Genomic DNA, 24,265 nt, shown 5'->3' with positions numbered 1-24,265 from the left:
AAAAAGCTCCCTAGAGGGAGCTAAAAAATACCAAGTATAGGTTTTTTTTAGCGATGGCATGTCCCAAACATCGTGATATTCTAGTTACAGTTTAGCATATTTTTTGAAAAATGGCAAAGGGCAAGAAAAAAGAAACCAAATGAATGCACTTGGTCTCTCCTTTGATTAGCTTAATTCAGCAACGATAGCTTTGATTTGTTCTGCAGTGTGAACACCAGCAACTTGCTTCACCACTTGTCCATCTTTTTTGAAAAGAAGAGTAGGGATAGACATGATACCAAATGAACGAGCTGTATTTGGATTTTCATCAACGTCCATTTTAACAATCTTCAAGACATCTTCTGAAAGTTCTTCAGACAATTTGTCTAAGATTGGACCTTGCATACGACATGGGCCACACCAAGTTGCCCAGAAGTCTACCAAGACCAATCCGTCTTTAGTTTCTTGTTCGAATGTTGCATCTGTAATTGCTTTTGCCATAGTATTTCTCCTTTTTAATTATATTGGCTTAAATCTTGTTTCATGAGATAGAAGAAGACATCTCCATAAGTCCCATGGTAGTCCAAATCATGCCCCTTGTAGGTTACTTTTTGGACAGGGTAGTAGTCTGCGACACCAATCAGGCAGGCCTGTTGAGAACGTTCAAATTCTTCGTATGACTCGAAGGTCATGGTTCTCTCTTGCTTGCTGGCATCAAGATAAGTGATTTCAATCATAGGATTCTCCTTTGCTAAATTATATCTTCATTTTACTCCTTGGAAAAAGGAATGTCAAGAAAATTGCTTGCGCACGCAAGTTTTTTTAAAAAAATCATCTTAAATCAAGAAATCCAAACCAGTTTCCAAGCTTTCTTCGACAGCCTTTTGTAGTGAGGCCAGGGTCTTTTGCCCATCACTTGTTAGGCAGATAAAGCTAGAGCGTCGATCTTGATCGCAACATCTGCGACTAAGTAGACCGCAATTTTTAGCCTCCAAACGAGCCACCATCCGAGAAACAGCGCTCGGGCTCAGATGAAGTTTATCAGGCAAATCAATCTGTCGTAGAGATTTTTCTTGGGCCAAGTCCAGATAGTAGAGCAGGTAAAACTCTTTCAAGGTCAGACTTTGTTCACTCTGCTGGGCAATGGTCTCTTCTAAGAGACTTTCAATTTCTTTCTGCCGACGATTGAAGTCAAACCATTTTTCTAAATAGGTCATAGTATCTCCTTTCTTTTTAGAGTCATAAATAGAAGAAAGTCCATTCACGGACAATCTCTGCATCACAAGATGATTGCGCATGCAATAATTATACTACTTTTCAAGGATGCTGGCAAGAAGGACGCTAAAATCTTTCATCCTATATCACGCCTGTTTATGCTAGTCTTCAATTGCCTGTATCCCCTTTCTTCTCTAATTTTCATCAACTCTTGTGCATTTCCTTGAAATTTTCCGAAAAAAGAGTAAACTGGTATGCAAGAAGTCTATTTCGTGGAGTTTAGGATGAAATTATATGTTCAATTAATGATTCTCTTTGTGATTTCTTTAATCGGTGAAGGAATCTCCAGTTTTTTTCATTTGCCCATACCAGGAAGTATCATCGGCTTGATTATTCTGTTTCTAGCCTTGCAGTTCAAGTGGCTGCGCATTCGCCATGTCAACATGGTTGGAAATTTTCTCCTAGCCAACATGACTATTCTCTTTCTACCTCCTGCGGTTGGAATTATGGAAAAATTTGATGTGATTGCTCCCTATCTTCTGCCGATTGTCTTGATTGTCTTTTTTGCAGCAGTGATTAATATCATCTTGATTGCGCTTGTGGTTCAATTTATCAAAAAACGCTATGAAGGTGACTACGAAGAAAGAGGTGCTAAATGAGCGAATTTGTATCCAATCCCCTATTTGGGATTGCTTTGTCAATCTTAGCCTATCTTGGGGGAATGATGATTTTCAGACGCTATCCTCATCCCTTAACGACTCCCTTGTTGCTATCAGCTATTTTTATAATTATCTTTCTAAAGGTAACTGGCATTTCCTACCAAGATTACTACCAAGGTGGGGTTTATCTTAATAACTTGATTGTTCCTTCAACAGTGGCTCTAGGAATTCCACTCTATAAGAGTTTCCACTTGATGAAGCATCATGTTAGGAGTATTTTGCTGGGTAGCTTTCTAGCTGTCATCGTCAATACCACTTTTACCGCTCTAGTCGCAAAAATCTTTGGCATGGACTTTTTCCTAGCTATTTCCCTCTTTCCTAAGTCAGTAACGACCGCTATGGCAGTAGGAATTACAGAAAAGTTGCAAGGCTTGACTACAGTGACCCTAGTAGTTGTCGTAGCGACTGGTATTTTGACCAGTGTAATCGGACCAACACTTCTAAAATGGCTAAAAATAGACGATCCAGTAGCTGCTGGATTAGCCCTGGGTGGAACAGGTCACGCCGTTGGAACTGGAACGGCCTTTCGCTATGGACCAGTTGCAGGTGCTATGGGAGGACTAGCCATCGGTGTTACGGGTATTCTCTATGTATTTGTGAGTCCTATTGTAGCTAATTTGATTTTAAGTTAACGCAAAAACCCAGCTCTAGTAGCTGGGCATTTTTTATTGCAAATTAACTTTATTCTTCAAGATATAGTAGGTTCCGAGATAGAAGGCTGCGCTGAGGATTAGGTCTTTAAAGATTTCAGCGGACATCATCATGCTATAATTCAAGCTTGGACTAAACATGTCGACAAATCCAAGGACTATGTGGATAACAATATAGGCTAAGACAGCGAGGGCTGTACGGTATTCATTAAAGAGCTGTCCAATTGAAATAGACAAGTAGATGCAAAGGATGCTTGCTACAGTGCTAAGGATGAATGAAATCACAGAAAGCCAGAAACTATCCATGTAAAATTTAAAGAGGTATTCGAGAGAAAAGATATCAAGGAAGTTTGCACCAGTCAGAACTAAAATGATATAAATACTCAAGATAAAGACTAATGAGCTCGCCAGAGACCAGATGAAAGCACCCAAAAGTTTGGATAAAATGATTTGGTGCTCAGATACGGGGAGTGTGAGAGTTAGGTATCCTTGACGATCGTAGACACTACCCTTGAAGCGACGGATGATCAAAATCAAGGTTGAAATACTTAAGGTAATGATTAGTCCACCAAAAACTAGAGCCAGAAAAACTAACATAATCATTTGTTGATCAGGTGTATCAATGGATTTTAGGGAACTAGCTTGAACCCCGATAAGGGCAGAAAGAGCCAACACAGCACCATAGAGGGCTAAATACCATTTGTTAACATTTTTAAATTCATAACGAACTAAATTCCAAAACATAATAATCTCCTTTAACTAGGCTTTGAATTCGTGGCGGAAGAGTTGGTCGATAGACTCTCCAGACTCATAGCGAATATCATCAACATTTCCTTGACGGACGACTTTTCCATCCTTTAGGAAGATAATCTCATCCAAGATTGGTTCGATATCTGAAATCAAGTGGGTTGAAATCAAGACAGTTGAAGTTGGAGAGTAGTTGTTGATGATGGTGTTCAAGATATAGTCACGAGCTGCTGGGTCGACACCACCGATTGGTTCATCAAGAACGTATAGACGAGCATCACGACTCATGACAAGGATCAACTGAACCTTTTCTTTGTTTCCTTTTGAGAGTTTCTTGAAACGGCTATTTTCATCAATGCCAAGGTCACGAAGGAGACCTTGAGCACGTTCCAGATTGAAATCTTGGTAGAAGGTCTTGAAATAAGTGAGAGCTTCCTTGACCTTCATCTGCTCGTTGAGGTAGGTCGTATCAGGGAGATAAGAAACAATCGCTTTAGTTGCTGGGCTTGGTTCCATACCGTTGATAAGGATACGCCCTTCCTCTGGTTGTAGCAAGCCGTTGATTAGTTTAATCAAGGTTGTCTTTCCAGAACCGTTTGGGCCAAGGAGGCCAACGATTTTTCCAGCTGGAATTTCAAGGGAAACATTTGTAAGAGCAGGACTTGCTCCATAGGATTTTGACACATTTTCAAATGCTAACAAGGTCATAGTTTAAACTCCTTCAATATAATCTCTCAAAACAGTCGGTAGTTCTTCTTTTTCATAGCCGAATTCTACCATGCCTGTTACAAACTGTTGCAGCTGTTCTTCTGACAGTTGCTTACGGGATTGGAGGATCAAGTCCAAATCCTCTGTGACAAAGCGTCCAGATGTTCGCTTGGTATAGACAAAGCCTTCTCTCTCCAAGTCCGATAGGGCACGCTGGATGGTGTTGGGATTGACCCCTGCCTCGCTTGCTAATTCTCTAACGGTTGGAAGCTGTTGATTGGGCTTGAGTTTATGGGAAATAATCTGCAATTTGATTTTCTCCATAATCTGCAAATAAATGGGTTTATTGTTATCAAATGTCCAAGACATCACGATCTCCTTTCTATTTACCTTTGTGTTAATTCAATAATACAACAAAACAAAAAACTTGTCAAGCCAAAAGGAGAATTATTTTGGGAATCTCTTAAAAAATGGTATAATGAAAAGAAAACGACAAGGAGGGAAAGGCATGCGTTGTCCAAAATGTGGCGCTACAAAATCAAGTGTGATCGATAGTCGCCAGGCTGAAGAAGGAAATACAATCAGAAGAAGACGTGAGTGTGAAGAGTGTCAGCATCGTTTTACAACCTATGAACGTGTTGAAGAGAGAACACTAGTTGTGGTCAAAAAAGATGGTACACGGGAACAATTTTCAAGAGATAAAATCTTTAACGGGATTATTCGTTCAGCCCAGAAACGTCCAGTGTCCAGTGATGAAATTGGCATGGTGGTCAATCGCATCGAACAAAAACTCCGTAGTCGCAATGAAAATGAAATTCAGAGTGAGGTTATTGGCTCTTTGGTTATGGAAGAGTTGGCAGAGTTAGATGAGATTACTTATGTACGTTTTGCCAGTGTTTACCGTAGCTTTAAGGATGTGAGTGAGCTTGAAAGCCTACTCCAGCAGATCACACAATCCTCTAAAAAGAAAAAGGAAAAATAAATGAAGCCAAATGACCGTTTTTCTTTTGTAAAGAATAATCGGGTGTCGCAAGATACCTCATCAATGGTGCAGTGCTACCTCCCGATTATCGGTCAGGAGGCGCTGAGCCTCTATCTTTATGCTGTGACTTTTTGGGACGGTGGTCAAAAGGAGCATCTCTTTGCAGCCATGCTCAATCATCTGAATTTTGGGATGGATACCCTTTTAAAGGCTTTTAAAACTCTGACAGCCATGAAATTGGTGACCCTCTATCAGCAGGGGGAGGCCTATAACTTGTTACTCCATTCTCCCTTATCAACTCAAGAATTTTTACAACATACAGTTTATCGGACCTTGTTAGAAAAAATGATTGGGGATAGTGCGGTTGCAGCCATGAGACAGGAAGGTGTTGAAGGGAAACCGATCTCGGTGTCCTTGAGTCAAATCTTTCCTCAGTTATCTGAGTCTGTGAGTCAAGAAACCTCTAGCAGTCAGCCAGCAGCAGATGATTTTGATTTGGAGCATTTCCGTCAGCTTATGGCTCGCGATGGTCTTCGTTTTCAAGATGAGACTTCGGATGTTTTGGCCTTGTTTGCAATAGCAGACGAGCAGAAGTGGACCTGGTTTGAGACTTATCAAGTAGCCAAAGCGACAGCAGTGTCGCAAGTGATTTCTGTCAAACGCATCCGTGAAAAGATAGAGCAAAAGCCTGTGACTTCTGACTTTAGTCCCAAGGAAGCAACCATTATCCGAGAGGCTAAGAAAAAGACAGCCTTGCAGTTCCTTGCTGAAATCAAGCAGACTCGCAAGGGAAGTATTACCCAGACTGAACGGGACCTGCTCCAGCAGATGGCAGCCTTGGGCTTGCTGGATGAAGTGATCAATGTTATCCTGCTCCTGACCTTTAATAAGGTTGATTCAGCCAATATCAATGAAAAATACGCCATGAAGGTGGCTAATGACTACGCCTATCAAAATATCCGTAGTGCCGAGGAGGCTGTCCTTCGTATTCGTGAACGTGGCCAAAAAGCAAAAACGCAAAAGCAGAATCAGACTGCCCCAGTAAAAACCAATGTGCCTAAATGGAGCAACCCTGAATATAAGAATGAAACGAGCGAAGAAACTCGCTTAGAACTAGAACGTAAGAAACAAGAAATGTTAGCTCGATTAGAAAAAGGAGGAGACTAGATGGAAAGTGTCGGAGACGTACTCAAGCGTCAACCAAGCCGATTTCAGTATCAAGATTTGGTCCAGCAAATTGTGAAAGACCCTGATGTTGCGGCCTTTATCCAGAAAGAATCTCTCAGTCAGGAGGAGTTGAACCGTAGTATTTCCAAGTTTAACCAATATATCACTGAGAGAGATAAGTTCCTCCGAGGAGATACAGACTATATCGCGCGTGGCTACAAGCCTATCCTAGTCATGAACCATGGCTATGCAGATGTCTCTTATGAAGAGACTCCAGAGCTAATCGCGGCAGAAAAAGAAGCGGCGATTAAAAATCGTCTCAAGCTAATCAATCTTCCAGCTAGTCTTAAAAAAGCTAGCCTAGCTCAAGTAGATTTGGATGATTTGGGGCGCTTGTCCGTTTTTGAAAAGCTCCTAGCCTTTGTGGAACAATATCCAACTATCCGAAAAGGTCTCTACTTATATGGAGACTTTGGTGTGGGTAAAAGTTTCATGGTAGCTGCCCTAGCCCATGATTTATCTGAAAAACGTGGAGTATCTACAACTCTGCTCCACTATCCGAGCTTTGTCATTGATGTCAAAAATGCTATTGGGGATGGCTCTGTCAAAACCTTGGTAGATGAAATCAAGCTGGCAGAAGTTCTGATTTTGGATGATATCGGTGCTGAGCAATCAACACCGTGGGTCCGTGATGAAATCTTGCAGGTGATTCTTCAGTATCGCATGCAGGAAGATTTACCGACTTTCTTTACTTCAAACTTCAATTTTGAAGATTTGGAAAAACATTTTGCAAAAGGCAAGAACGGAAATGACGAAACTTGGGAAGCCAGACGTGTCATGGAACGTATCCGTTACCTTGCTGAAGAAACACAACTAAAAGGAGAAAACCGTCGATGACAGAAACAATCAAATTAATGAAGGCTCATACTTCAGTGCGTAGATTTAAGGAGCAAGAGATTCCCCAAGAAGATTTAAATACCATTTTGTCTGCAGGACAAATGGCTTCTTCTTGGAAAAATTTCCAATCCTATTCTGTGATTGTAGTTAGAAGTCAAGAAAAGAAGGATGCCTTATTTGAGTTAGTTCCTCAAGAAGCGATTCGCCAGTCTGCTGCCTTTCTGCTCTTTGTCGGTGACCTAAACCGTGCAGAAAAAGGGGCTCGTCTCCATACGGATGTATTCCAACCTCAAGGGGTGGAAGGACTCCTCATCACTTCAGTAGATGCTGCGCTTGCTGGGCAAAATACCTTGCTTGCGGCAGAAAGCCTAGGCTACGGAGGAGTGATCATCGGTTTGGTGCGTTACAAGTCTGTTGAATTAGCAGAATTGTTCAAGCTTCCTGACTATACCTATCCAGTCTTTGGGATTGCACTAGGTGTGCCAAATCAAAAGCATGATGTAAAACCAAGATTGCCACTTGAGAATGTTGCCTTTGAGGAAGAATACCAAGAGCAGTCAGCTGAGGCAATCGAAGCTTATGACCGAGTACAGACTGAATATGCAGGTGCGCGTGCGACTACAACTTGGAGTCAACGTTTGGCAGAGCAATTCGGCAATCCAGAACCAAGCTCGACTCGTGAAAATCTTGAGCAGAAGAAGTTATTGTAGAAAGTGAGAAAACATGGTCTTACCAACTGTTGCCATTGTGGGACGTCCCAATGTTGGGAAATCAACCCTATTTAACCGTATCGCGGGAGAGCGCATCTCAATCGTAGAAGATGTTGAAGGTGTAACGCGAGATCGTATCTATGCCACGGGTGAGTGGCTTAACCGTTCTTTTAGTATGATTGATACTGGAGGGATCGATGATGTCGATGCGCCTTTCATGGAACAAATCAAGCACCAGGCAGAAATTGCCATGGAAGAAGCAGATGTTATCGTCTTTGTCGTGTCTGGTAAAGAAGGAATTACAGATGCGGACGAATATGTTGCCCGTAAACTTTATAAAACTCATAAACCAGTTATCCTAGCCGTTAATAAGGTTGACAATCCAGAGATGCGAAATGATATCTATGATTTCTATGCTCTAGGTTTGGGGGAACCGCTACCAATCTCATCTGTTCATGGTATCGGGACAGGGGATGTGCTAGATGCTATTGTGGAAAATCTCCCGCATGAAGTCGAAGAAGAAAATCCAGATGTTATTAAATTCAGCTTGATTGGTCGTCCAAATGTTGGAAAATCTAGCTTGATTAATGCCATTTTGGGAGAAGATCGCGTCATTGCCAGCCCTGTCGCTGGTACCACTCGTGATGCCATTGATACCCATTTTACAGATGCGGACGGCCAAGAGTTTACCATGATTGATACGGCTGGTATGCGTAAGTCAGGTAAAGTCTATGAAAATACTGAGAAATACTCGGTTATGCGTGCTATGCGTGCTATTGACCGTTCAGATGTAGTTTTGATGGTCCTTAATGCCGAGGAAGGTATTCGTGAGTATGACAAGCGTATCGCTGGATTTGCCCACGAAGCTGGTAAGGGGATGATTATCGTGGTCAACAAGTGGGACACGCTTGAAAAAGATAACCACACCATGAAAAACTGGGAAGAGGATATCCGTGAGCAGTTTCAATACCTGCCTTACGCACCGATTATCTTTGTATCCGCTTTGACCAAGCAACGTCTCCACAAGTTACCTGAGATGATTAAGCAAATCAGCGAGAGTCAAAATACCCGTATTCCATCAGCTGTCTTGAATGATGTGATTATGGATGCTATTGCCATCAACCCAACGCCGACAGACAAAGGGAAACGCCTCAAGATCTTCTATGCGACTCAAGTGGCAACCAAACCACCAACCTTTGTCATCTTTGTCAACGAAGAAGAACTCATGCACTTCTCTTACCTACGTTTCTTGGAAAATCAAATCCGCAAGGCCTTTGTCTTTGAAGGAACACCGATTCACCTGATCGCAAGAAAACGGAAGTAGTGATTATAAAAAAACGGTAGAACATCAAGGCTTGTTCTACCACTTATCTACCCCACCAAATCATTTGCAAAAGATGTGAATAGGATTTGATTTGTAGTATATTATTGAAATAGAAAAAGGATGGAATGATTTTCCATCCTTTTTTATAGCGGAATAAATCTATATTCCTAGGGGGACAATGTTTAATCTTTCTTACCTTTTAGTAAGAAGGTAGCCGATAAGGCTAGGCTGAGACTTGCCATAAAGAGGAGAGGGCTAGCTTGTTCACCTGTGGCTGGGAGTTGTTTGTCATTCGTAGAGACCTGATCATTGGCTTCATTACTTTCAACCAATGGTTTTGTGGTTTCTAGGTTTCTTTCTTCCGCATGAGCTGGTACAGGTTTAACAGTTGAGCCTTCTGTCTTGTAAACAATAGCGTAGGTGCTCACGTCAAAAGTAATAAACTCAATCATACCATCTCGAATGGTGAATTCTTGTGGTTTTAATTCATTTGTTGAAGTTAATTGATACAGTTCTTGAATATCACCGGATACTGGTAGTCGAACGAGTACAGCACCTTTTGGTTGAACTGGCTGTCCATCTTTATCCTTAAGTTGAAGAGCGTAAGCATCGTATTTCTTGCCCAAGAGTTCTTTATTTTCAACTTTTTGACTGTCGAGGTAGCTTGCGCCTCCTAGTTCAGTTGTGCCACTAATAACTTGAACTCTTGTAGTCTTGTCTTTCAATACTTTGAGTTTAAACTCAGGAGCCGTGTTACTTGGCGCGGCTTGACCACTACCTGTTCCAATAGGTTTGGTATATTCAGGTCTTTCCGCAGTAGGAGCCTCCTGTTCCCCAGTTGTTCCAATAGGTTTGGTATATTCAGGTCTTTCCGCAGTAGGAGCCTCTTGATCCCCAACTGTTCCGATAGGTTTGGTATATTCAGGTCTCTCCACAGTAGGCGCTTCCTGTTCCCCAGTTGTTCCGATAGGACCAGTATATTCAGGAATTTCCGCAGTAGGTGCCTCTTGATCCCCAACTGTTCCGATAGGACCAGTGTATTCAGGAATTTCCACAGTAGGTGCCTCCTGCTCCCCAGCAGTACCAATAGAATCTGTGTACTCAGGAATGGTTACTACTGGAGCAGGCTCCTCCCCTTTGCTTGTAAGGATTTTTTCTTCAACTGGAGCAGTTTCGTCCTTAGGAAAGACAGTTACAACAGGACTAGTAGTTGTTGTATCTTGGATGGCATAAGCTTCTATCGAATTACCAGCTTTACGATCTGTAGCCTCAGGAATGTCTAGTTGGACCTTGTTATCCTTAATAGTTAGAACAGTTTGTTCACCTGATGTGACAAGATGGTCATCATCGACTTTTCTGAGTAGAAGAGGATCTTTGATACCAGGGAAGGTCACAGCGACTCCATCCCAATTGCCAGTTGGTAGGGTTAAGGTAACAGTTTTATCTTTGGAATTAATAGGGTCAAGGCTTGGACTATCGAGTGACACGGACGGAGCTTTTAAGATATCAAAGGAATCGAGAGAAACTTTCTTTCGCCCTTGTGGAGAATTCGGATCTACTTTCAAAGTAAGAACGTGATCGCCATCTGCTAGATTGGTAAATTCGCCAATTAATGCACCTTTTTCAGTCGCTCCCGGAGTGTAGAAATCAAGAGCTGGCATCTCTTTTCCATCCAGTGTGACAAGTGCCTTGCCTAGCGATGCTGTTTTTAATCCATAGATTCGGATACCTGTTCCAGAGAATGGAATGGTTGCAGTGGCTTCAGAAGCGAGGCTATCATCAGCGTTGATGTCAGCGTATTTTTCTGTAGAAGCATAGAGTTCTGCATCGCTCCAATCCTTAAACATGGAACCATACTGGATACGAGGGTCACGGTCGTCGATTTTCTCAACAGTTGCTCCTTGTCCTGGAAAAACCTTGAAGTAATCTAAGGAAATTTTTGAGCGTTCACTTCCTCGTCCCTTATGTTCGCGTTTAACAGTGATGGTCATGAGGTGAGAACCTGAAGATAGATTTGTGTAACGGCCTATTAATACACCCTTTTCAGTTGCTCCTGCTGTATAGAAGTCAAGTTCTCCAACAGATTTGCCATCAATTTTAACATCGGCAAGTCCCAATTGAGATGACTTGAGACCGTAAATTTCAATACCTGGTCCATTGAATGGAATAGTTGCAGTCGCATCCTTATCGGAGTAATTTCCATTTGAGATATCGGCGTATTTCTCTGTTCCACCAAAAAGTTCTGAGTCAGCCCAGTTTCCATAAGCTGAACCGTACTGGATGCGCTTGTCACGGTCATCCATCAACTCACTGAAGGCATCGATAGAAGCAACATCTGAAACTGGTGTTGTACGATCCCCTAGCATAGCCTTAACGGTATAAGTATAGGCATGGCTAGAATCAATCGAGCGATCGATGAAGTGAGTTTGGTTGGTGATAAACTCACGAACGCTAGGAGTTTGACTGTTTTCATCCTTGCTTTCTCGTCGGATGACATAATGACTTGCTCCCTCAACTGTGTTAAAGTCGAGTTCAGCTGTGGCGGAATCTTTTCGAAGGGCTGATAAGCGAGTCACTCGTCCAGGGAAGTTTTCAAAGGTAATGACATCACCTTTTTGAGTCGCAAGTTGGATACGGTTATCTTTGAGGCGACTAGCTTGAACTTCCTTGCCATTAATCTTGATAATACTAGATTCGATATTTGGATAGTCTACGACTAAATCTCCACCGACATTAGAAAGGAAAGATAACGTTTCAAGATTTTTCTCTTTCCATTTCATGCTGACTTCAAAGTTACCACGAGCAACTAAGCCTGAGACTTGCCCGTCTTTCCATGCATCTGGAAGGGCTGGTAATGGGGCAATGTAGCCTGTGTGAGACTGAAGGAGCATTTCTGCCATACCGCTGGTTGCACCAAAGTTTCCATCAATTTGGAAAGGAGCATGCGTATCCCAGAGGTTTTCTAGAGTTGAGGATCTGAGCTGTTCTGCCAACAAACGGTGGGCACGATTTCCATCTAGGAGACGAGCCCAGAGGTTGATTTTATTGGCCTTAGACCAACCAGTTCCACCATCTCCACGGTGGTTTAGGGTTGCACGTGCAGCTTCTAGATATTCAGGTTGATCCTTGCCAAATAGAGTACCTGGGAAGAGTCCAACCAAATGAGAAACGTGGCGGTGATGGTTTTCAATACCTTCGTTAGTGAATTGCGGGCTGTCTTCTTCGTACCATTCCTTGATACGGCCGTCTTGGTTGATGTGAAGTGGTTTGAGCTTATCAAATTTAGCCTTCACTTCTGTCACCAAGTTTTGGTCGACCTTCAGATGATTGGCTGCTTCCATATAGTCGTGGAAGAGCTGCCAAACTAGAGATTGGTCAAAGGTATTCCCAATCGTGATAGTTCCATGTTCTGGCGAGTAAGATGGAGAAGAAACCCAACGGTCACTAGCCTTGTCGTAGTGCAAGAAGGAATTCCAGAACTTAGCAGTTTCCTTGAGCATTGGATAAATCTTTTCTTTAAGATAAGTTTCATCCTTGGTGAATTTGTAGTAGTCATAGACGTTTTGCATCATCCAAGCATTGGCAGCTGGAGACCAACCCCAATAGTAGTTCCAGCCAGGAGTAGTCCAGCCAAATGGTGTCGCCTGAGTATGAACCAACCAACCGTTTTCTTGACCTTCTTTGGATTCGATACCAGCGTATTCCTTGGCAGCGATACGGCCATAGTAACGCATGTCATCAATATAATTAATCATTGGCTTAGCTGTTTCTGCGAGATTACTCATGTAGGCAGGCCAATAGTTCATCTGTAGGTTGACATTGAGGTGGTAGTCTGAGTTCCAAGGTGGATTATCTACAGCATTCCAGACTCCTTGCAAGTTTGCAGGGAGGGCATCTGTCCGGTTACGAGAAGAACTGATCAGTAGGTAACGTCCGTATTGGAAGAAGAGTTCTTCTAGTTTTTGTCCTTTTGTTGGATTATAGGTTTGAAGAGCTTCTTTTGTAGTTTGATTAGACTTGCTACCACCGAGGTTTAGTTGAACACGATTGAAAAGACTTTGGTAATCCTTGATGTGGTCATTTTTCAGAGTCTCATAGTCTTTGGCTTTAGCAGCTTCGACGATAGATTTGACAGTCTTTTCTACATCAATATCCTTGCGGTAATTGGTTTTCGGATTTTGAGCAAAATTAGTCTTGGCGCTAAGTAGCAGTGTTGCATAACTTGCTCCTGTAACTGTCAAATAACCATCTTGAGCAGTAACTTGTCCATCTGTCTTGATACCAAGATAAGAGGCAAATTTAAGACCGTTGTCTTTGACAGTTCCCTTGAGTAAAATACCATTAGAATCTACACTGACAGTTCCTTGTTTGTATTTAGAATTCTCCCAAGAATAATCTCCATTAGCAATCAAATCTTCAGTCAAGCTGTTCCAAAGGGTAAAATCAAGCGTCTTATCTCCCTTTTTAGTCAAATGGGTAACAGTGACGTCATCTGGATAACTAGAGAAGGTTTCTCGTTTGAAACTTGTCCCGTCTTGAGTATAGGAGGTAGTTGTGATAGCTTCAGAAATATCTAAGCCACGATGATAGTCAGTAACATTTTCCAAGCCCTTCTTTTGGTTATTAAAGACCATGAAGATATCACCGAAGGCTAGGTAGCGACCGTATTGGGCATTGTTTGGCCCAACCAAATTTCTCTCTGCTAGTTGTTTGGCTTTTTGACGGTCACCGTCTTCTAAGGCCTTACGAATTTCGGCTAAGACTTTGTAGCGGTCCTTGTAGTTTCCTCCGTTGTAATCTTGACTATCTGGCTGTGGGCCTCCAGACCAAAGTGTTTTTTCGTTGTACTGGATTCTTTCTTCACCGATGAGTCCGAAAACCTTGGCACCCATTTCCCCATTTCCGACTGGGAGGGCTTGTTTTTCCCATCCATCATAGGAAGGAGCAGTTGGTTGGTTGTAATGTAATTCGTAATGTTCTTGCTTGTTCACAGGAAGTTCTGGTTTCTCACTCTCCTTATTGTCAGCAGGGGCGGTAGCAGCACTTGTCTCTGACTGACTACTAGTTTGAGGTAGTTCTGCCTCTGGCTTTGTTTGCTTTTCAGCTGATTCAGCTACAGGCTGAGTCTCTGTGTTAGAAACAAGAACTTCCTCTACCTTCGTATCCGGTTTAGCAGAGGTTTCAGTAATTGTTGCCTCACTTTCCGTAATATCGACACCATCAGCAGCAACACCCTGTGCTGCTAAAAACACAGCTCCAAGTAAAACAGAGGCAGCTCCGACACTTAATTTGCGGATGCTATACTTACAGGATTTTTCCCAATATCTCTTATCCACAAAATTCTCCTTTCTTAAATCTGTAAGCGCATACATTCTCTTTTAAAAAAATAAGTCTTGCAGAAATATGTGTGATTTTTTCAGATAATCTTAATATAACAAATAAACAAAACTATTGCAAGGGCTTTCGGGAAAAATGACTTTATTTTACCAAATTTTAGTTCTTTTTAATTCTATTGAAAAAGATCAGAGATAAAAAATAATCTGAGTAATTACCAACCCTTATGAAAGCGTAACTCAAACTAGTCAGGCGTGGGACTTTATGGTATAATATAGAAGATTCAAAAAGAAACAGGAGAAATGTTATGAACCTTATTTTAGCAATTGTATTGATTCTTTTAGCTTTTCTAGGAGGAGCTCTTGGAGGTATGTACTTGGTGCGCAAGCAAATCGAAAAAGAATTTGCGGATAACCCACGTTTGAACGCAGAAGCAGTTCGTACTCTGTTAAGTGCAAACGGTCAAAAGCCAAGCGAAGCTAAAGTACAACAAGTTTACCACCAAATCATTCGCCAACAAAAAGCAGCCCTTGCTAACAATAAAAAGAAATAAATAGGAAAAGTCTGGGATGAAAGTTCCAGACTTCTCACTATGTTTGACTGATATTTAGAGACAAGACTTTTTCCTTGCATTCTATTGATATTTGATTATGATTAAGAGGGAGACAGTCGGGAGCTACCCAGTCTGTCAGAAATTTCAGGAAGAAATGTAATGATAATGAACTATCAATCAGAAAAAATACTAGAAAGAAGACTGTATGGATAATCGACCGATTGGTTTTTTGGATTCGGGTGTCGGGGGCTTGACGGTTGTGCGTGAACTCATGCGCCAGCTTCCTCATGAAGAAATCGTCTATATTGGAGATTCTGCACGGGCTCCCTATGGTCCCCGTCCTGCTGAGCAGATTCGTGAATATACTTGGCAGCTGGTCAACTTTCTTTTGACCAAGGATGTTAAGATGATTGTCATTGCTTGTAATACAGCAACGGCAGTCGTCTGGGAAGAGATTAAAGCTAAGTTGGATATTCCGGTGCTGGGTGTGATTTTGCCTGGTGCATCAGCAGCTATCAAAGCGAGTCAGGGTGGGAAGATCGGTGTGATTGGAACCCCGATGACGGTAAAATCAGATATTTATCGACAAAAGATTCATGATCTAGACCCAGATTTACAAGTGGAAAGCTTGGCTTGCCCTAAGTTTGCTCCCTTGGTGGAGTCTGGTGCCTTATCAACTAGTGTAACTAAGAAAGTGGTTTATGAAACCCTGCGTCCCTTGGTTGGAAAGGTGGATAGCCTGATTTTGGGTTGTACCCATTATCCGCTTCTTCGTCCCATCATTCAAAATGTGATGGGACCAGATGTAAAACTCATCGATAGTGGAGCCGAGTGCGTGCGGGACATCTCAGTCTTGCTCAATTATTTTGAAATCAATCGTAGCCGTGATGCAGGACCGCTACAACACCGTTTTTACACAACAGCAAATAGTCAGAGTTTTGCCCAGATTGGTGCAGAATGGCTGGAAAAAGAGATTCATGTGGAGCATGTAACATTATGACAAATAAAATTTATGAATACAAGGACGACCAGGACTGGTATGTAGGTTCCTACAGTGTTTTTGGCGGCATTCGGACTTTGACGGATGATGAGTTAAACTTTCCCCTGTTCCAATTCGCCAAAATATTTGGAGATGAGGAGCGAGGATTTCCGCTTTCAGTCACTGTTTTACGATACGGTTCAGCCTATCGCTTACTCTCTTTTGTGGTAGATATTCTCAACCAAGAAGCGGACCGAAACTTGGAAGTCATTCAACGTCAGGGTGCCTTGCTCTTAGTTGAAAATGGACAACTTCTGCATGTCGAATTGCCAAAAGAAGGAGTAAATGTTCAAGACTTTTTCGAGACAAATAAAGTCAGAGAAACCTTGTTGATTGCAACTCGTAACGAGGGTAAAACCAAGGAATTTCGTGCGATCTTTGACAAACTGGGCTATGACGTAGAAAATCTAAATGATTATCCAGACCTACCTGAAGTTGCTGAAACTGGTATGACCTTTGAAGAAAATGCTCGCCTCAAGGCTGAAACTATCTCTAAATTAACAGGCAAGATGGTTTTAGCTGATGACTCTGGTCTTAAAGTTGATGTCCTCGGTGGATTACCAGGTGTCTGGTCAGCTCGTTTCGCAGGAGTAGGGGCTACTGACCAAGAAAATAATGCTAAACTCTTGCACGAGTTGGCTATGGTCTTTGAACTCAAGGACCGTTCGGCACAATTCCACACCACCCTGGTCGTAGCTAGCCCAGGTAAGGAAAGCTTGGTTGTCGAAGCTGACTGGCCAGGTTATATTAACTTTGAACCTAAGGGTGAAAATGGTTTTGGTTATGATCCGCTCTTCTTAGTAGGAGAAACTGGTAAATCATCAGCTGAATTAACCCTCGAAGAAAAAAATAGTCAATCCCACCGTGCCTTAGCCGTTAAGAAACTTTTGGAGGTATTTCCATCATGGCAAAGCAAACCATCATTGTAATGAGTGACTCCCACGGAGATAGCTTGATTGTAGAAGAAATCCGTAACCGCTATTTGGGGAAAGTCGATGCTATTTTTCACGATGGTGACTCGGAACTTCGCCCAGATTCACCACTCTGGGAAGGAATCCAGGTAGTCAGAGGAAACATGGATTTTTACTCAGATTACCCAGAACGTTTAGTGACTCAATTAGGTCCAACTAAGATCATCCAGACTCATGGGCACTTATTTGATATTAACTTTAATTTCCAAAAGCTTGATTTTTGGGCTCAAGAGGAAGATGCAGATATCTGTCTTTATGGGCACTTGCATGTTCCAAATGCTTGGATGGAAGGGAAGACCCTCTTCCTAAATCCTGGTTCTATCAGTCAACCACGTGGAACTATCAGAGAATGTCTTTACGCCCGTGTAGAGATTGATGATAGTTACTTTAAAGTGGACTTTTTGACACGTAACCATGAGGTCTATCCAGGCTTATCCAAGGAGTTTGCTCGATGATTGCCAAAGAGTTTGAACAGTTTTTACTGGAGCAAGAGGAAACCTTTTTAACTCCTGCTGAAAATTTGGCTGTGCTCATTGATACCCACAATGCAGATCATGCAACTCTCCTCCTTAGCCAGATGACCTATACCAGAGTGCCAGTAGTGACTGATGAGAAAGAATTTGTCGGAACCATTGGACTTAGAGACATTCTGGCCTACCAGATGGAGCAGGGCTTGAGTCAGGAAGCCATGTCAGATACGGATATCGTACACATGACCAAGAAGGACGTAGCAGTTGTCAGTCCAGACTATACACTGACGGATGTTTTACATAAGCTAGTGGATGAGTCTTTCCTACCAGTCGTTGATAAGGATGGTATCTTCCAAGGCATTATCACACGGAAGTCTATCCTTAAGGCTGTCAATGCTCTCTTGCATGATTTTAGTAAGGAATATGAGATTCGAAGCAAATGAGAGAAGGAATTTCAGCATTTTTAGAAGAAAAACAAGGTTTGTCTGTAAATTCTAAGCAATCCTATAAGTATGACTTGGAGCAGTTTTTAGATCTTGTGGGAGAACGAATCTCTGAGACAAGTTTAAAAATCTACCAAGCTCAGCTATCTCAGTTTAAAATCAGTGCCCAAAAGCGTAAGGTTTCTGCTTGCAATCAATTTCTTTACTTTTTATACCAGAAGGGGAAAATTGACACCTTTTATCGTTTAGAATTGCCGAAACAGGCTGAGAAAAAGCAAGTTCAGTCAGAACTTTTAGACCTCAGTTCTTTCTGGCAAGAAAGTACCTATCCAGAGGGACGCTTGTTGGCCTTACTGATAGTTGAATTGGGTCTCTTACCAAGTGAAATTTTAGCCTTAAAAACAAGTGATGTGAATCTAGATTTTCAAGTGTTGAGAGTCAATAAAGCTTCTCAACAAAGAATCTTGAGCCTTCATACAAACCTGCTTGCGGAGTTAGAGCCCTTGATGGGGCAGACCTATCTCTTTGAAAAAGCCGGGAAACCCTACTCTCGTCAATGGGCTTTTCGTCAGTTGGAAGCTTTTTTAAAGGAAAAAGGTTTTTCAGATTTATCTGCTCAAGGATTGAGAGAACAGTTTATATTAAGACAAATCGAAGAAAAGGTTGACTTGTACGAAATCGCTAAAAAATTAGGATTAAAGACAGTCATGACCTTAGAAAAATATAGATAATGGATATTAAATTAAAAGATTTTGAAGGGCCTTTGGACTTGCTCCTACACTTGGTTTCAAAGTACCAGATGGATATCTATGATGTACCGATTACAGAGGTTATCGAGCAATATCTAGCCTATATCTCGACCTTACAAGCCATGCGTTTGGAAGTCGCAGGCGAATACATGGTCATGGCTAGCCAACTTATGCTGATCAAAAGTCGCAAGCTCTTGCCCAAGGTTGCAGAAGTGACGGACCTAGAGGATGATCTGGAGCAGGACCTCCTTTCTCAAATCGAAGAATACCGTAAGTTTAAACTTTTGGGAGAGCAGTTGGAAGTGAAGCATCAAGAACGAGCTCGATATTACTCAAAAGCGCCGACAGAGTTGATTTATGAGGATGCTGAACTTGTGCATGATAAGACGACGATTGATCTTTTCTTAACCTTTTCAAACTTACTTGCCAAGAAAAAGGAAGAATTCTCGCAAAATCATACAACTATTCTACGAGATGAGTATAAGATTGAGGATATGATGGTTATCGTCCGAGAAGCCTTGGTTGAAGGTGAGCAATTATGCTTGCAGGATTTGTTTAAAGAAACCAAGGATTTACAAGAGGTCATCACACTCTTTTTAGCAACTTTGGAGTTGATTAAAACCCAAGAAATTCTCTTGATTCAAAAAGAGAGCTTTGGAGATATCTATCTCCTGAAAAAGAATGAGGAAAATCAAGTAGAGCAGAGTCAAGCTTGATAGAGAGGAAATATGAGTACTTTAGCAGAAATAGAAGCACTCCTGTTTGTAGCGGGTGAAGAGGGGATTAGGATTCGCCAATTGGCTGAGCTCCTATCGCTTCCACCGACTGGTATCCAGCAAAGCTTAGAAAAGTTAGCCCACAAGTATGAAAAAGACAGGGATTCCAGTTTAGTCTTGATTGAGACAGGTGGTGCCTACAGATTGGTAACCAAGCCTCAATTTGCAGCCATTTTGAAAGAATACTCTAAGGCACCCATCAACCAGAGCCTATCTCGAGCTGCCCTTGAAACCCTGTCCATCATTGCTTACAAGCAGCCTATCACACGGATAGAGATCGATGCTATTCGGGGGGTTAATTCAAGTGGAGCGCTAGCTAAGTTGCAAGCCTTTGACTTGATAAAAGAAGACGGGAAAAAAGAGGTTCTTGGACGCCCTAATCTCTATGTAACGACGGATTATTTCCTAGATTACATGGGCATTAACCATTTGGAAGAGTTGCCCGTGATTGATGAGCTTGATATTCAAGCACAAGAAAGCCAATTATTTGGTGAAAGGATAGAAGAAGATGAGAATCAATAAATATATTGCCCACGCAGGTGTGGCCAGTAGGAGAAAAGCAGAAGAGTTGATCAAGCAAGGCTTGGTAACTGTCAATGGCCAAGTGGTTCGTGAACTAGCAACGACTATCAAGTCAGGCGACAAGGTCGAAGTTGAAGGCCAACCCATCTATAACGAAGAAAAGGTCTACTATCTGCTCAATAAACCACGCGGAGTGATTTCCAGTGTGACAGATGACAAGGGGCGTAAGACTGTTGTCGACCTTTTGCCCAATGTGAAAGAACGTATTTACCCTGTAGGACGTTTGGACTGGGATACGTCTGGAGTTTTGATTTTGACCAATGATGGGGACTTTACTGATGAGATGATTCACCCTCGTAATGAGATTGACAAGGTCTATGTTGCGCGTGTGAAAGGAATTGCCAACAAAGAAAATCTTCGTCCCTTGACTCGAGGAGTAGAAATTGATGGCAAGAAGACCAAGCCAGCTGTTTACGAGATTCTCAAAGTGGATCCAGTCAAAAACCGTTCAGTTGTTCAGTTGACCATTCATGAAGGGCGTAACCACCAGGTCAAAAAAATGTTTGAAGCTGTTGGTCTCCAAGTAGATAAACTCTCTCGAACTCGTTTTGGTCATCTAGACTTGACAGGACTTCGTCCAGGAGAATCACGTCGTCTCAATAAAAAAGAAATCAGCCAACTACACACCATGGCTGTAATAAATAATAAATAATGAAAAAAATCTTAATTGCGCCAGTGCGCTTTTACCAACGCTTTATCTCGCCAGCCTTTCCACCTTCTTGTAGATTTGAGCCTAGCTGTTCAAACTATATGATTCAGGCTATTGAAAAACATGGATTCAAGGGAGTTTTGATGGGCTTGGCTAGGATATTACGTTGCCATCCTTGGTCTGAAACGGGTAAAGATCCAGTACCAGACTACTTTTCATTAAAACGAAATACAAGAGAAGAAGGATCACATTTGTGATTCTTTTATTGTTATAAGAGTAAGTTACTTGGTAAAATGTTGATTTCCACTACCTTTCTCCTATAAAAAGTGGTAAAATGGTTGAAAGAAAGAAGGGATAGAAATGACAACATTATTTTCTAAAATCAAAGAAGTAACAGAACTTTCCGCTATCTCAGGTCATGAAGCACCTGTTCGCGCTTATCTTCGTGAAAAATTAACACCTCACGTGGATGAAGTTGTGACTGATGGCTTGGGTGGTATTTTTGGGGTGAAGCACTCAGAAGTTGAAAATGCACCTCGTGTTTTGGTAGCCTCTCACATGGATGAAGTTGGTTTTATGGTTAGTGAAATCAAGCCAGACGGGACTTTCCGAGTAGTCAGCATTGGTGGTTGGAACCCTATGGTTGTCAGCAGCCAACGCTTTAAACTCTTTACACGTGAAGGACGTGAGATTCCAGTAATTTCAGGTTCAGTTCCTCCACATTTGACTCGTGGCACAGGTGGACCAACCATGCCAGCTATTTCAGATATCGTTTTTGACGGTGGTTTTGCAGATAAGGCTGAGGCTGAAAGTTTTGGTATCCGTCCTGGAGATACAATTGTTCCAGATAGTAGTGCAATCCTAACTGCTAATGAAAAAAATATCATTTCAAAAGCATGGGATAACCGTTACGGTGTGCTCATGGTTAGTGAGTTGGCTGAAAACTTGTCAGGCCAAAAACTAGGAAATGAACTTTATCTTGGTGCTAACGTCCAAGAAGAAGTTGGACTTCGTGGTGCCCATGCATCTACAACAAAATTTGACCCAGAAGTATTTCTTGCAGTTGACTGTTCACCAGCTGGTGATGTTTATGGTGGTCAAGGTAAGATTGGTGATGGAACCTTGATTCGTTTCTATGATCCAGGTCACTTGCTTCTCCCAGGCATGAAGGACTTCCTTTTGACAACTGCTGAAGAAGCTGGAATCAAATACCAATACTATTGTGGAAAAGGTGGTACAGATGCAGGAGCAGCTCATTTGAAAAATGGTGGTGTTCCATCTACAACGATCGGTGTCTGCGCTCGTTATATCCACTCTCACCAAACACTTTATGCCATGGATGACTTCTTAGAAGCTCAAGCTTTCCTACAAGCCTTGGTTAAAAAATTAGATCGCTCTACTGTAGATTTGATTAAAAACTATTAAACAGAAAAGATGGAGGTGATAGGTATGGAAGAACCAAACCTAGAAACCTTGATACGGGACCTTTACAATCATGCCCGTCAAAACTTGAGTGAAGATTTAGTGGCTGCACTCCTAGAGACTGCTAAGCAGTTGCCCAGCACCAATGAGCGATTGCTAGCAGTCCGACTTTCAGGGCTAGTCACACTTGAACTACTCAAGAATCCCAAGACTCCAGCGCCAGAGTTAGTCAATCTGGCCAGCTTTATCCAAAAGGAAGAAGCTAGGTACAAGGGTGCAGCTGCCTCTTCCTTTATGATTGGAGAGTTATTTAAAATGCTTTGATTCGAACGAATCAAAGCATTTTTTTATCTTATACTCTTCGAAAATCAAATTCAAACCACGTCAGCTTCACCTTGCCGTACTCAAGTACAGCCTGCGGCTAGCTTCCTAGTTTGCTCTTTGATTTTCATTGAGTATTAAATTTGTTCAGCTAAAACTTTTTCAGCAAGGTTCATTGCGTGATCTGACACGCGAGTGTAGTGTGAAATGATGTCGATAAAGTTGACACCAGCTTGGGTAGAACATTCGCCGTTGTTGAGGCGTTTGATGTGTGTCTTACGAAGGACGCGTTCCATCTTGTTGATGGCTTCATGGCGTTCGATAAGAGAATCTGCCATCTCGAGGTCGTTATTTTCTACACTTTCGAGAGCATCTTTAACAAACTCACTTGTTTGACGGTAAATCTCTTCCAATTCCTCTAGGGCTGAGTTAGAGAATTGAACATTCTTGCGTTGCAAGTAGTCGTTAAGATTAATCAAAGCTTCAGCGTGGTCTCCGATACGTTCCAAGTCACGAGAAGAGTCAAGGATATTTGTTAAGACTTCACTCTCTTTTTGACTCAATGCTTCACTAGATAGACTAATGAGGTAACGTGTTAATTTCTCGTCGATTGTGTTGATAGCTTCTTCAGTTTTGTGCCCTTTTTCAGCTACTTTTTCATTAGAATTGATAATGTAGTCGTAAGAAAGGTCAAATGCTTTAACCGCATAGTTTCCTAGGTGCAAGAGTTCTTTCTTGGCATTTCCTAAGGCGATAGAAGGAGCTTGTTTGATGAGTTGTTCATCCAAGTAAAGAGGTTCGTATTTTACAACTTCGTCTTCACCAGGGATTAGCTTAGTAACAAAGTAAGCCAGAGCACCGATGAATGGGAATTGTACAATGGTGTTACTTACGTTAAAGGCACCGTGTGAGAAGGCAATCGTCATCTCAGGTGAGAGGTGAAGTAAAGCTTGGAAGTACTCAATCATCGAAGTGAATGGGCCTAACAAGATTAAGCAGAGGATAGTTCCTAAAACGTTAAAGGTAACGTGTGTTGCTGCAACTCGTTTAGCAGATATGTTTGCTCCGGCTGCTGCGATAATAACCGTTAAGGTTGTACCGATATTATCTCCGAATAGGACTGGTAGTGCCCCTTTGAGGTCGAGGAATCCACCTGCATAGAGACCTTGTAGAATCCCGATGGTTGCAGAAGATGCCTGAATCAGAACGGTAATGACAGCACCAGCCACAACTCCCAAGATAGGATTTTGCCCCAAGGTAACCATGTATTCCTTAAACTGAGGCAAGTCTTTAAGAGGGCTCATCCCAGCACTAATGAGGTTGAGGGCGTAGAAGATACCACCCACACCAAAAAGGATACGTCCAATATTATTTGCAGTACGGTTTTTTGTAAAGAATAAGAACATGGTTCCAAGGAAAATCAAGGGTAGGGCATACTCGCCAAGTTTGAAACCGATGATGAAGGACGTTACGGTCGTTCCAATATTGGCTCCCATGATAATCCCGATGGCCTGTCTAAGGGTGAGGAGACTAGCACTAACCAGTCCAACCGTAATAACCGTTACACCTGTACTCGACTGGATGAGGGCAGTGACGACAATCCCCACTAAGACCCCTAAGAAGGGATTACTTGTGTACTTATCAATGTAATAACGAAGGCGGTCTCCAGCAGCTTGTTGCAAACCGTCTCCCATGGTCTTGATACTATATAAAAATAGTCCCAGACCACCTAAAAAGTGAAAAATAATTTCCTGCCAATTAATGGACATTTTCTTTTTCCTCCGAAAAATAATCGCGGAATTTCTCCCATTCTATTTTAAAGGATAAAAGTAAATCTAACAAGTAGTAAATGCTCTTT

27 protein-coding genes are annotated in these 24,265 nt (G+C 42.0%); 19 read left to right on the top strand and 8 right to left on the bottom strand.

The genetic code is table 11. From position 1 onward, the window contains the following. Positions 1 to 165: 165 nt before the first annotated feature. From trxA to HMPREF1116_RS08900, 3 genes are all read right to left on the bottom strand, one after another. Positions 166 to 480, bottom strand: a complete 315-nt coding sequence (trxA, locus tag HMPREF1116_RS08910; protein WP_001029584.1) for a thioredoxin — start codon at positions 478 to 480, stop codon at positions 166 to 168. Between the two features lie 14 nt (positions 481 to 494). Beyond that, positions 495 to 716, bottom strand: coding sequence for a DUF4649 family protein (locus HMPREF1116_RS08905; protein ID WP_000570260.1), 222 nt, complete (start codon positions 714 to 716; stop codon positions 495 to 497). Positions 717 to 815: 99 nt separating this feature from the next. Continuing rightward, on the bottom strand, positions 816 to 1,196 hold the full coding sequence (locus HMPREF1116_RS08900) for a MarR family winged helix-turn-helix transcriptional regulator (RefSeq protein ID WP_000221632.1): 381 nt from the start codon (positions 1,194 to 1,196) through the stop codon (positions 816 to 818). Positions 1,197 to 1,478: 282 nt separating this feature from the next. On the opposite strand from HMPREF1116_RS08900, the gene HMPREF1116_RS08895 reads away from it, so the two are divergent. After that, entirely contained in the window at positions 1,479 to 1,853 is a 375-nt protein-coding gene (locus tag HMPREF1116_RS08895) for a CidA/LrgA family protein (protein ID WP_000781321.1), read from the top strand. Further along, on the top strand, positions 1,850 to 2,545 hold the full coding sequence (locus tag HMPREF1116_RS08890) for an LrgB family protein (protein WP_001288931.1): 696 nt from the start codon (positions 1,850 to 1,852) through the stop codon (positions 2,543 to 2,545). The genes HMPREF1116_RS08895 and HMPREF1116_RS08890 overlap by 4 nt, the downstream gene beginning before the upstream one ends. Before the next feature lie 33 nt (positions 2,546 to 2,578). Here the strand turns inward: HMPREF1116_RS08890 and HMPREF1116_RS08885 are convergent, their stop codons facing one another. Genes HMPREF1116_RS08885 through HMPREF1116_RS08875 form a run of 3 tightly spaced genes read right to left on the bottom strand, consistent with a single transcriptional unit; the run spans position 2,579 to position 4,387 of the window. Further along, positions 2,579 to 3,307: an ABC transporter permease gene (locus tag HMPREF1116_RS08885; protein WP_000498782.1), complete on the bottom strand. Its 729-nt coding sequence runs from the start codon at positions 3,305 to 3,307 to the stop codon at positions 2,579 to 2,581. Positions 3,308 to 3,322: 15 nt separating this feature from the next. Further along, positions 3,323 to 4,018: an ABC transporter ATP-binding protein gene (locus HMPREF1116_RS08880; protein ID WP_000173159.1), complete on the bottom strand. Its 696-nt coding sequence runs from the start codon at positions 4,016 to 4,018 to the stop codon at positions 3,323 to 3,325. A gap of 3 nt (positions 4,019 to 4,021) precedes the next feature. Beyond that, positions 4,022 to 4,387, bottom strand: a complete 366-nt coding sequence (locus HMPREF1116_RS08875; protein ID WP_000119158.1) for a GntR family transcriptional regulator — start codon at positions 4,385 to 4,387, stop codon at positions 4,022 to 4,024. A 139-nt stretch (positions 4,388 to 4,526) separates the two neighbouring features. Between HMPREF1116_RS08875 and nrdR the strand changes: the two genes are divergently transcribed. Genes nrdR through der form a run of 5 tightly spaced genes read left to right on the top strand, consistent with a single transcriptional unit; the run spans position 4,527 to position 9,098 of the window. Then, on the top strand, positions 4,527 to 5,000 hold the full coding sequence (nrdR, locus tag HMPREF1116_RS08870; RefSeq protein ID WP_001203674.1) for a transcriptional regulator NrdR: 474 nt from the start codon (positions 4,527 to 4,529) through the stop codon (positions 4,998 to 5,000). Continuing rightward, positions 5,001 to 6,167, top strand: a complete 1,167-nt coding sequence (locus HMPREF1116_RS08865; RefSeq protein ID WP_000803932.1) for a DnaD domain protein — start codon at positions 5,001 to 5,003, stop codon at positions 6,165 to 6,167. Continuing rightward, positions 6,168 to 7,064: a primosomal protein DnaI gene (gene dnaI / locus HMPREF1116_RS08860; RefSeq protein WP_000446520.1), complete on the top strand. Its 897-nt coding sequence runs from the start codon at positions 6,168 to 6,170 to the stop codon at positions 7,062 to 7,064. Then, positions 7,061 to 7,774 (top strand): NADPH-dependent oxidoreductase, encoded by a 714-nt coding sequence (locus HMPREF1116_RS08855; RefSeq protein WP_000140837.1) that lies wholly within the window; start codon positions 7,061 to 7,063, stop codon positions 7,772 to 7,774. The genes dnaI and HMPREF1116_RS08855 overlap by 4 nt, the downstream gene beginning before the upstream one ends. Positions 7,775 to 7,787: 13 nt before the next feature. After that, complete coding sequence (gene der / locus HMPREF1116_RS08850; RefSeq protein WP_000244010.1) at positions 7,788 to 9,098, top strand: ribosome biogenesis GTPase Der; 1,311 nt, start codon at positions 7,788 to 7,790, stop codon at positions 9,096 to 9,098. Between the two features lie 182 nt (positions 9,099 to 9,280). On the opposite strand, the gene HMPREF1116_RS11935 is transcribed toward der, so the two are convergent. Beyond that, positions 9,281 to 14,434: an SIALI-17 repeat-containing surface protein gene (locus HMPREF1116_RS11935; protein WP_000361413.1), complete on the bottom strand. Its 5,154-nt coding sequence runs from the start codon at positions 14,432 to 14,434 to the stop codon at positions 9,281 to 9,283. 305 nt (positions 14,435 to 14,739) lie between these two features. On the opposite strand from HMPREF1116_RS11935, the gene HMPREF1116_RS08845 reads away from it, so the two are divergent. From HMPREF1116_RS08845 to HMPREF1116_RS08790, 12 genes are all read left to right on the top strand, one after another. Further along, positions 14,740 to 14,985, top strand: a complete 246-nt coding sequence (locus HMPREF1116_RS08845) for a YneF family protein (protein WP_001048970.1) — start codon at positions 14,740 to 14,742, stop codon at positions 14,983 to 14,985. A 205-nt stretch (positions 14,986 to 15,190) separates the two neighbouring features. Further along, positions 15,191 to 15,985: a glutamate racemase gene (gene racE / locus HMPREF1116_RS08840; RefSeq protein ID WP_000370361.1), complete on the top strand. Its 795-nt coding sequence runs from the start codon at positions 15,191 to 15,193 to the stop codon at positions 15,983 to 15,985. Then, positions 15,982 to 16,953: a nucleoside-triphosphate diphosphatase gene (locus HMPREF1116_RS08835; RefSeq protein WP_000182423.1), complete on the top strand. Its 972-nt coding sequence runs from the start codon at positions 15,982 to 15,984 to the stop codon at positions 16,951 to 16,953. Before racE ends, HMPREF1116_RS08835 begins: the two co-directional genes overlap by 4 nt. After that, a complete protein-coding gene (locus HMPREF1116_RS08830; protein WP_001118959.1) occupies positions 16,929 to 17,450 on the top strand; it encodes a metallophosphoesterase in 522 nt (173 codons plus the stop codon). Before HMPREF1116_RS08835 ends, HMPREF1116_RS08830 begins: the two co-directional genes overlap by 25 nt. Further along, positions 17,447 to 17,908, top strand: coding sequence for a cyclic-di-AMP-binding protein CbpB (gene cbpB, locus HMPREF1116_RS08825; protein ID WP_000560702.1), 462 nt, complete (start codon positions 17,447 to 17,449; stop codon positions 17,906 to 17,908). The genes HMPREF1116_RS08830 and cbpB overlap by 4 nt, the downstream gene beginning before the upstream one ends. Next, on the top strand, positions 17,905 to 18,639 hold the full coding sequence (xerD, locus tag HMPREF1116_RS08820) for a site-specific tyrosine recombinase XerD (RefSeq protein WP_001206659.1): 735 nt from the start codon (positions 17,905 to 17,907) through the stop codon (positions 18,637 to 18,639). The genes cbpB and xerD overlap by 4 nt, the downstream gene beginning before the upstream one ends. Continuing rightward, positions 18,639 to 19,373 carry a segregation/condensation protein A gene (locus HMPREF1116_RS08815; RefSeq protein ID WP_000351876.1) on the top strand — a complete coding sequence of 245 codons (735 nt, stop codon included), beginning with the start codon at positions 18,639 to 18,641 and terminating at the stop codon, positions 19,371 to 19,373. The genes xerD and HMPREF1116_RS08815 overlap by 1 nt, the downstream gene beginning before the upstream one ends. Positions 19,374 to 19,385: 12 nt before the next feature. Then, on the top strand, positions 19,386 to 19,955 hold the full coding sequence (gene scpB / locus HMPREF1116_RS08810; RefSeq protein WP_000105292.1) for an SMC-Scp complex subunit ScpB: 570 nt from the start codon (positions 19,386 to 19,388) through the stop codon (positions 19,953 to 19,955). Continuing rightward, on the top strand, positions 19,942 to 20,667 hold the full coding sequence (locus HMPREF1116_RS08805; protein WP_001222220.1) for a pseudouridine synthase: 726 nt from the start codon (positions 19,942 to 19,944) through the stop codon (positions 20,665 to 20,667). Before scpB ends, HMPREF1116_RS08805 begins: the two co-directional genes overlap by 14 nt. Next, positions 20,667 to 20,921 carry a membrane protein insertion efficiency factor YidD gene (yidD, locus tag HMPREF1116_RS08800; protein WP_000721871.1) on the top strand — a complete coding sequence of 85 codons (255 nt, stop codon included), beginning with the start codon at positions 20,667 to 20,669 and terminating at the stop codon, positions 20,919 to 20,921. Before HMPREF1116_RS08805 ends, yidD begins: the two co-directional genes overlap by 1 nt. Positions 20,922 to 21,024: 103 nt before the next feature. Beyond that, on the top strand, positions 21,025 to 22,089 hold the full coding sequence (gene pepA, locus HMPREF1116_RS08795; RefSeq protein ID WP_000209210.1) for a glutamyl aminopeptidase: 1,065 nt from the start codon (positions 21,025 to 21,027) through the stop codon (positions 22,087 to 22,089). Between the two features lie 24 nt (positions 22,090 to 22,113). Beyond that, a complete protein-coding gene (locus HMPREF1116_RS08790; RefSeq protein WP_000392385.1) occupies positions 22,114 to 22,410 on the top strand; it encodes a hypothetical protein in 297 nt (98 codons plus the stop codon). Positions 22,411 to 22,544: 134 nt separating this feature from the next. Here HMPREF1116_RS08790 and HMPREF1116_RS08785 read toward each other — a convergent pair whose 3' ends face one another. Next, positions 22,545 to 24,176 carry a Na/Pi cotransporter family protein gene (locus HMPREF1116_RS08785; RefSeq protein ID WP_000026617.1) on the bottom strand — a complete coding sequence of 544 codons (1,632 nt, stop codon included), beginning with the start codon at positions 24,174 to 24,176 and terminating at the stop codon, positions 22,545 to 22,547. Between the last annotated feature and the right edge of the window lie 89 nt (positions 24,177 to 24,265).

Source organism: Streptococcus sp. SK140 (genome assembly GCF_000259525.1).
Lineage (GTDB): Bacteria > Bacillota > Bacilli > Lactobacillales > Streptococcaceae > Streptococcus.
The sequence above is the reverse complement of the archived record's forward strand: the minus strand, read 5'-3'. Positions and strand labels throughout refer to the sequence as shown.

Bases quoted from the DNA above. Each gene is read 5' to 3' on its own strand.
- racE (WP_000370361.1), top strand. From the start codon at position 15,191: ATGGATAATCGACCGATTGGTTTTTTGGATTCGGGTGTCGGGGGCTTG.
- HMPREF1116_RS08855 (WP_000140837.1), top strand. From the start codon at position 7,061: ATGACAGAAACAATCAAATTAATGAAGGCTCATACTTCAGTGCGTAGA.
- HMPREF1116_RS08815 (WP_000351876.1), top strand. From the start codon at position 18,639: ATGGATATTAAATTAAAAGATTTTGAAGGGCCTTTGGACTTGCTCCTA.
- der (WP_000244010.1), top strand. From the start codon at position 7,788: ATGGTCTTACCAACTGTTGCCATTGTGGGACGTCCCAATGTTGGGAAA.
- trxA (WP_001029584.1), bottom strand. From the start codon at position 480: ATGGCAAAAGCAATTACAGATGCAACATTCGAACAAGAAACTAAAGAC.
- dnaI (WP_000446520.1), top strand. From the start codon at position 6,168: ATGGAAAGTGTCGGAGACGTACTCAAGCGTCAACCAAGCCGATTTCAG.
- HMPREF1116_RS08875 (WP_000119158.1), bottom strand. From the start codon at position 4,387: ATGTCTTGGACATTTGATAACAATAAACCCATTTATTTGCAGATTATG.
- pepA (WP_000209210.1), top strand. From the start codon at position 21,025: ATGACAACATTATTTTCTAAAATCAAAGAAGTAACAGAACTTTCCGCT.
- cbpB (WP_000560702.1), top strand. From the start codon at position 17,447: ATGATTGCCAAAGAGTTTGAACAGTTTTTACTGGAGCAAGAGGAAACC.
- nrdR (WP_001203674.1), top strand. From the start codon at position 4,527: ATGCGTTGTCCAAAATGTGGCGCTACAAAATCAAGTGTGATCGATAGT.
- HMPREF1116_RS08880 (WP_000173159.1), bottom strand. From the start codon at position 4,018: ATGACCTTGTTAGCATTTGAAAATGTGTCAAAATCCTATGGAGCAAGT.
- HMPREF1116_RS08830 (WP_001118959.1), top strand. From the start codon at position 16,929: ATGGCAAAGCAAACCATCATTGTAATGAGTGACTCCCACGGAGATAGC.
- xerD (WP_001206659.1), top strand. From the start codon at position 17,905: ATGAGAGAAGGAATTTCAGCATTTTTAGAAGAAAAACAAGGTTTGTCT.
- HMPREF1116_RS08895 (WP_000781321.1), top strand. From the start codon at position 1,479: ATGAAATTATATGTTCAATTAATGATTCTCTTTGTGATTTCTTTAATC.
- yidD (WP_000721871.1), top strand. From the start codon at position 20,667: ATGAAAAAAATCTTAATTGCGCCAGTGCGCTTTTACCAACGCTTTATC.
- scpB (WP_000105292.1), top strand. From the start codon at position 19,386: ATGAGTACTTTAGCAGAAATAGAAGCACTCCTGTTTGTAGCGGGTGAA.
- HMPREF1116_RS08785 (WP_000026617.1), bottom strand. From the start codon at position 24,176: ATGTCCATTAATTGGCAGGAAATTATTTTTCACTTTTTAGGTGGTCTG.
- HMPREF1116_RS08890 (WP_001288931.1), top strand. From the start codon at position 1,850: ATGAGCGAATTTGTATCCAATCCCCTATTTGGGATTGCTTTGTCAATC.
- HMPREF1116_RS08835 (WP_000182423.1), top strand. From the start codon at position 15,982: ATGACAAATAAAATTTATGAATACAAGGACGACCAGGACTGGTATGTA.
- HMPREF1116_RS08845 (WP_001048970.1), top strand. From the start codon at position 14,740: ATGAACCTTATTTTAGCAATTGTATTGATTCTTTTAGCTTTTCTAGGA.
- HMPREF1116_RS08885 (WP_000498782.1), bottom strand. From the start codon at position 3,307: ATGTTTTGGAATTTAGTTCGTTATGAATTTAAAAATGTTAACAAATGG.
- HMPREF1116_RS08865 (WP_000803932.1), top strand. From the start codon at position 5,001: ATGAAGCCAAATGACCGTTTTTCTTTTGTAAAGAATAATCGGGTGTCG.
- HMPREF1116_RS08905 (WP_000570260.1), bottom strand. From the start codon at position 716: ATGATTGAAATCACTTATCTTGATGCCAGCAAGCAAGAGAGAACCATG.
- HMPREF1116_RS08790 (WP_000392385.1), top strand. From the start codon at position 22,114: ATGGAAGAACCAAACCTAGAAACCTTGATACGGGACCTTTACAATCAT.
- HMPREF1116_RS08900 (WP_000221632.1), bottom strand. From the start codon at position 1,196: ATGACCTATTTAGAAAAATGGTTTGACTTCAATCGTCGGCAGAAAGAA.
- HMPREF1116_RS08805 (WP_001222220.1), top strand. From the start codon at position 19,942: ATGAGAATCAATAAATATATTGCCCACGCAGGTGTGGCCAGTAGGAGA.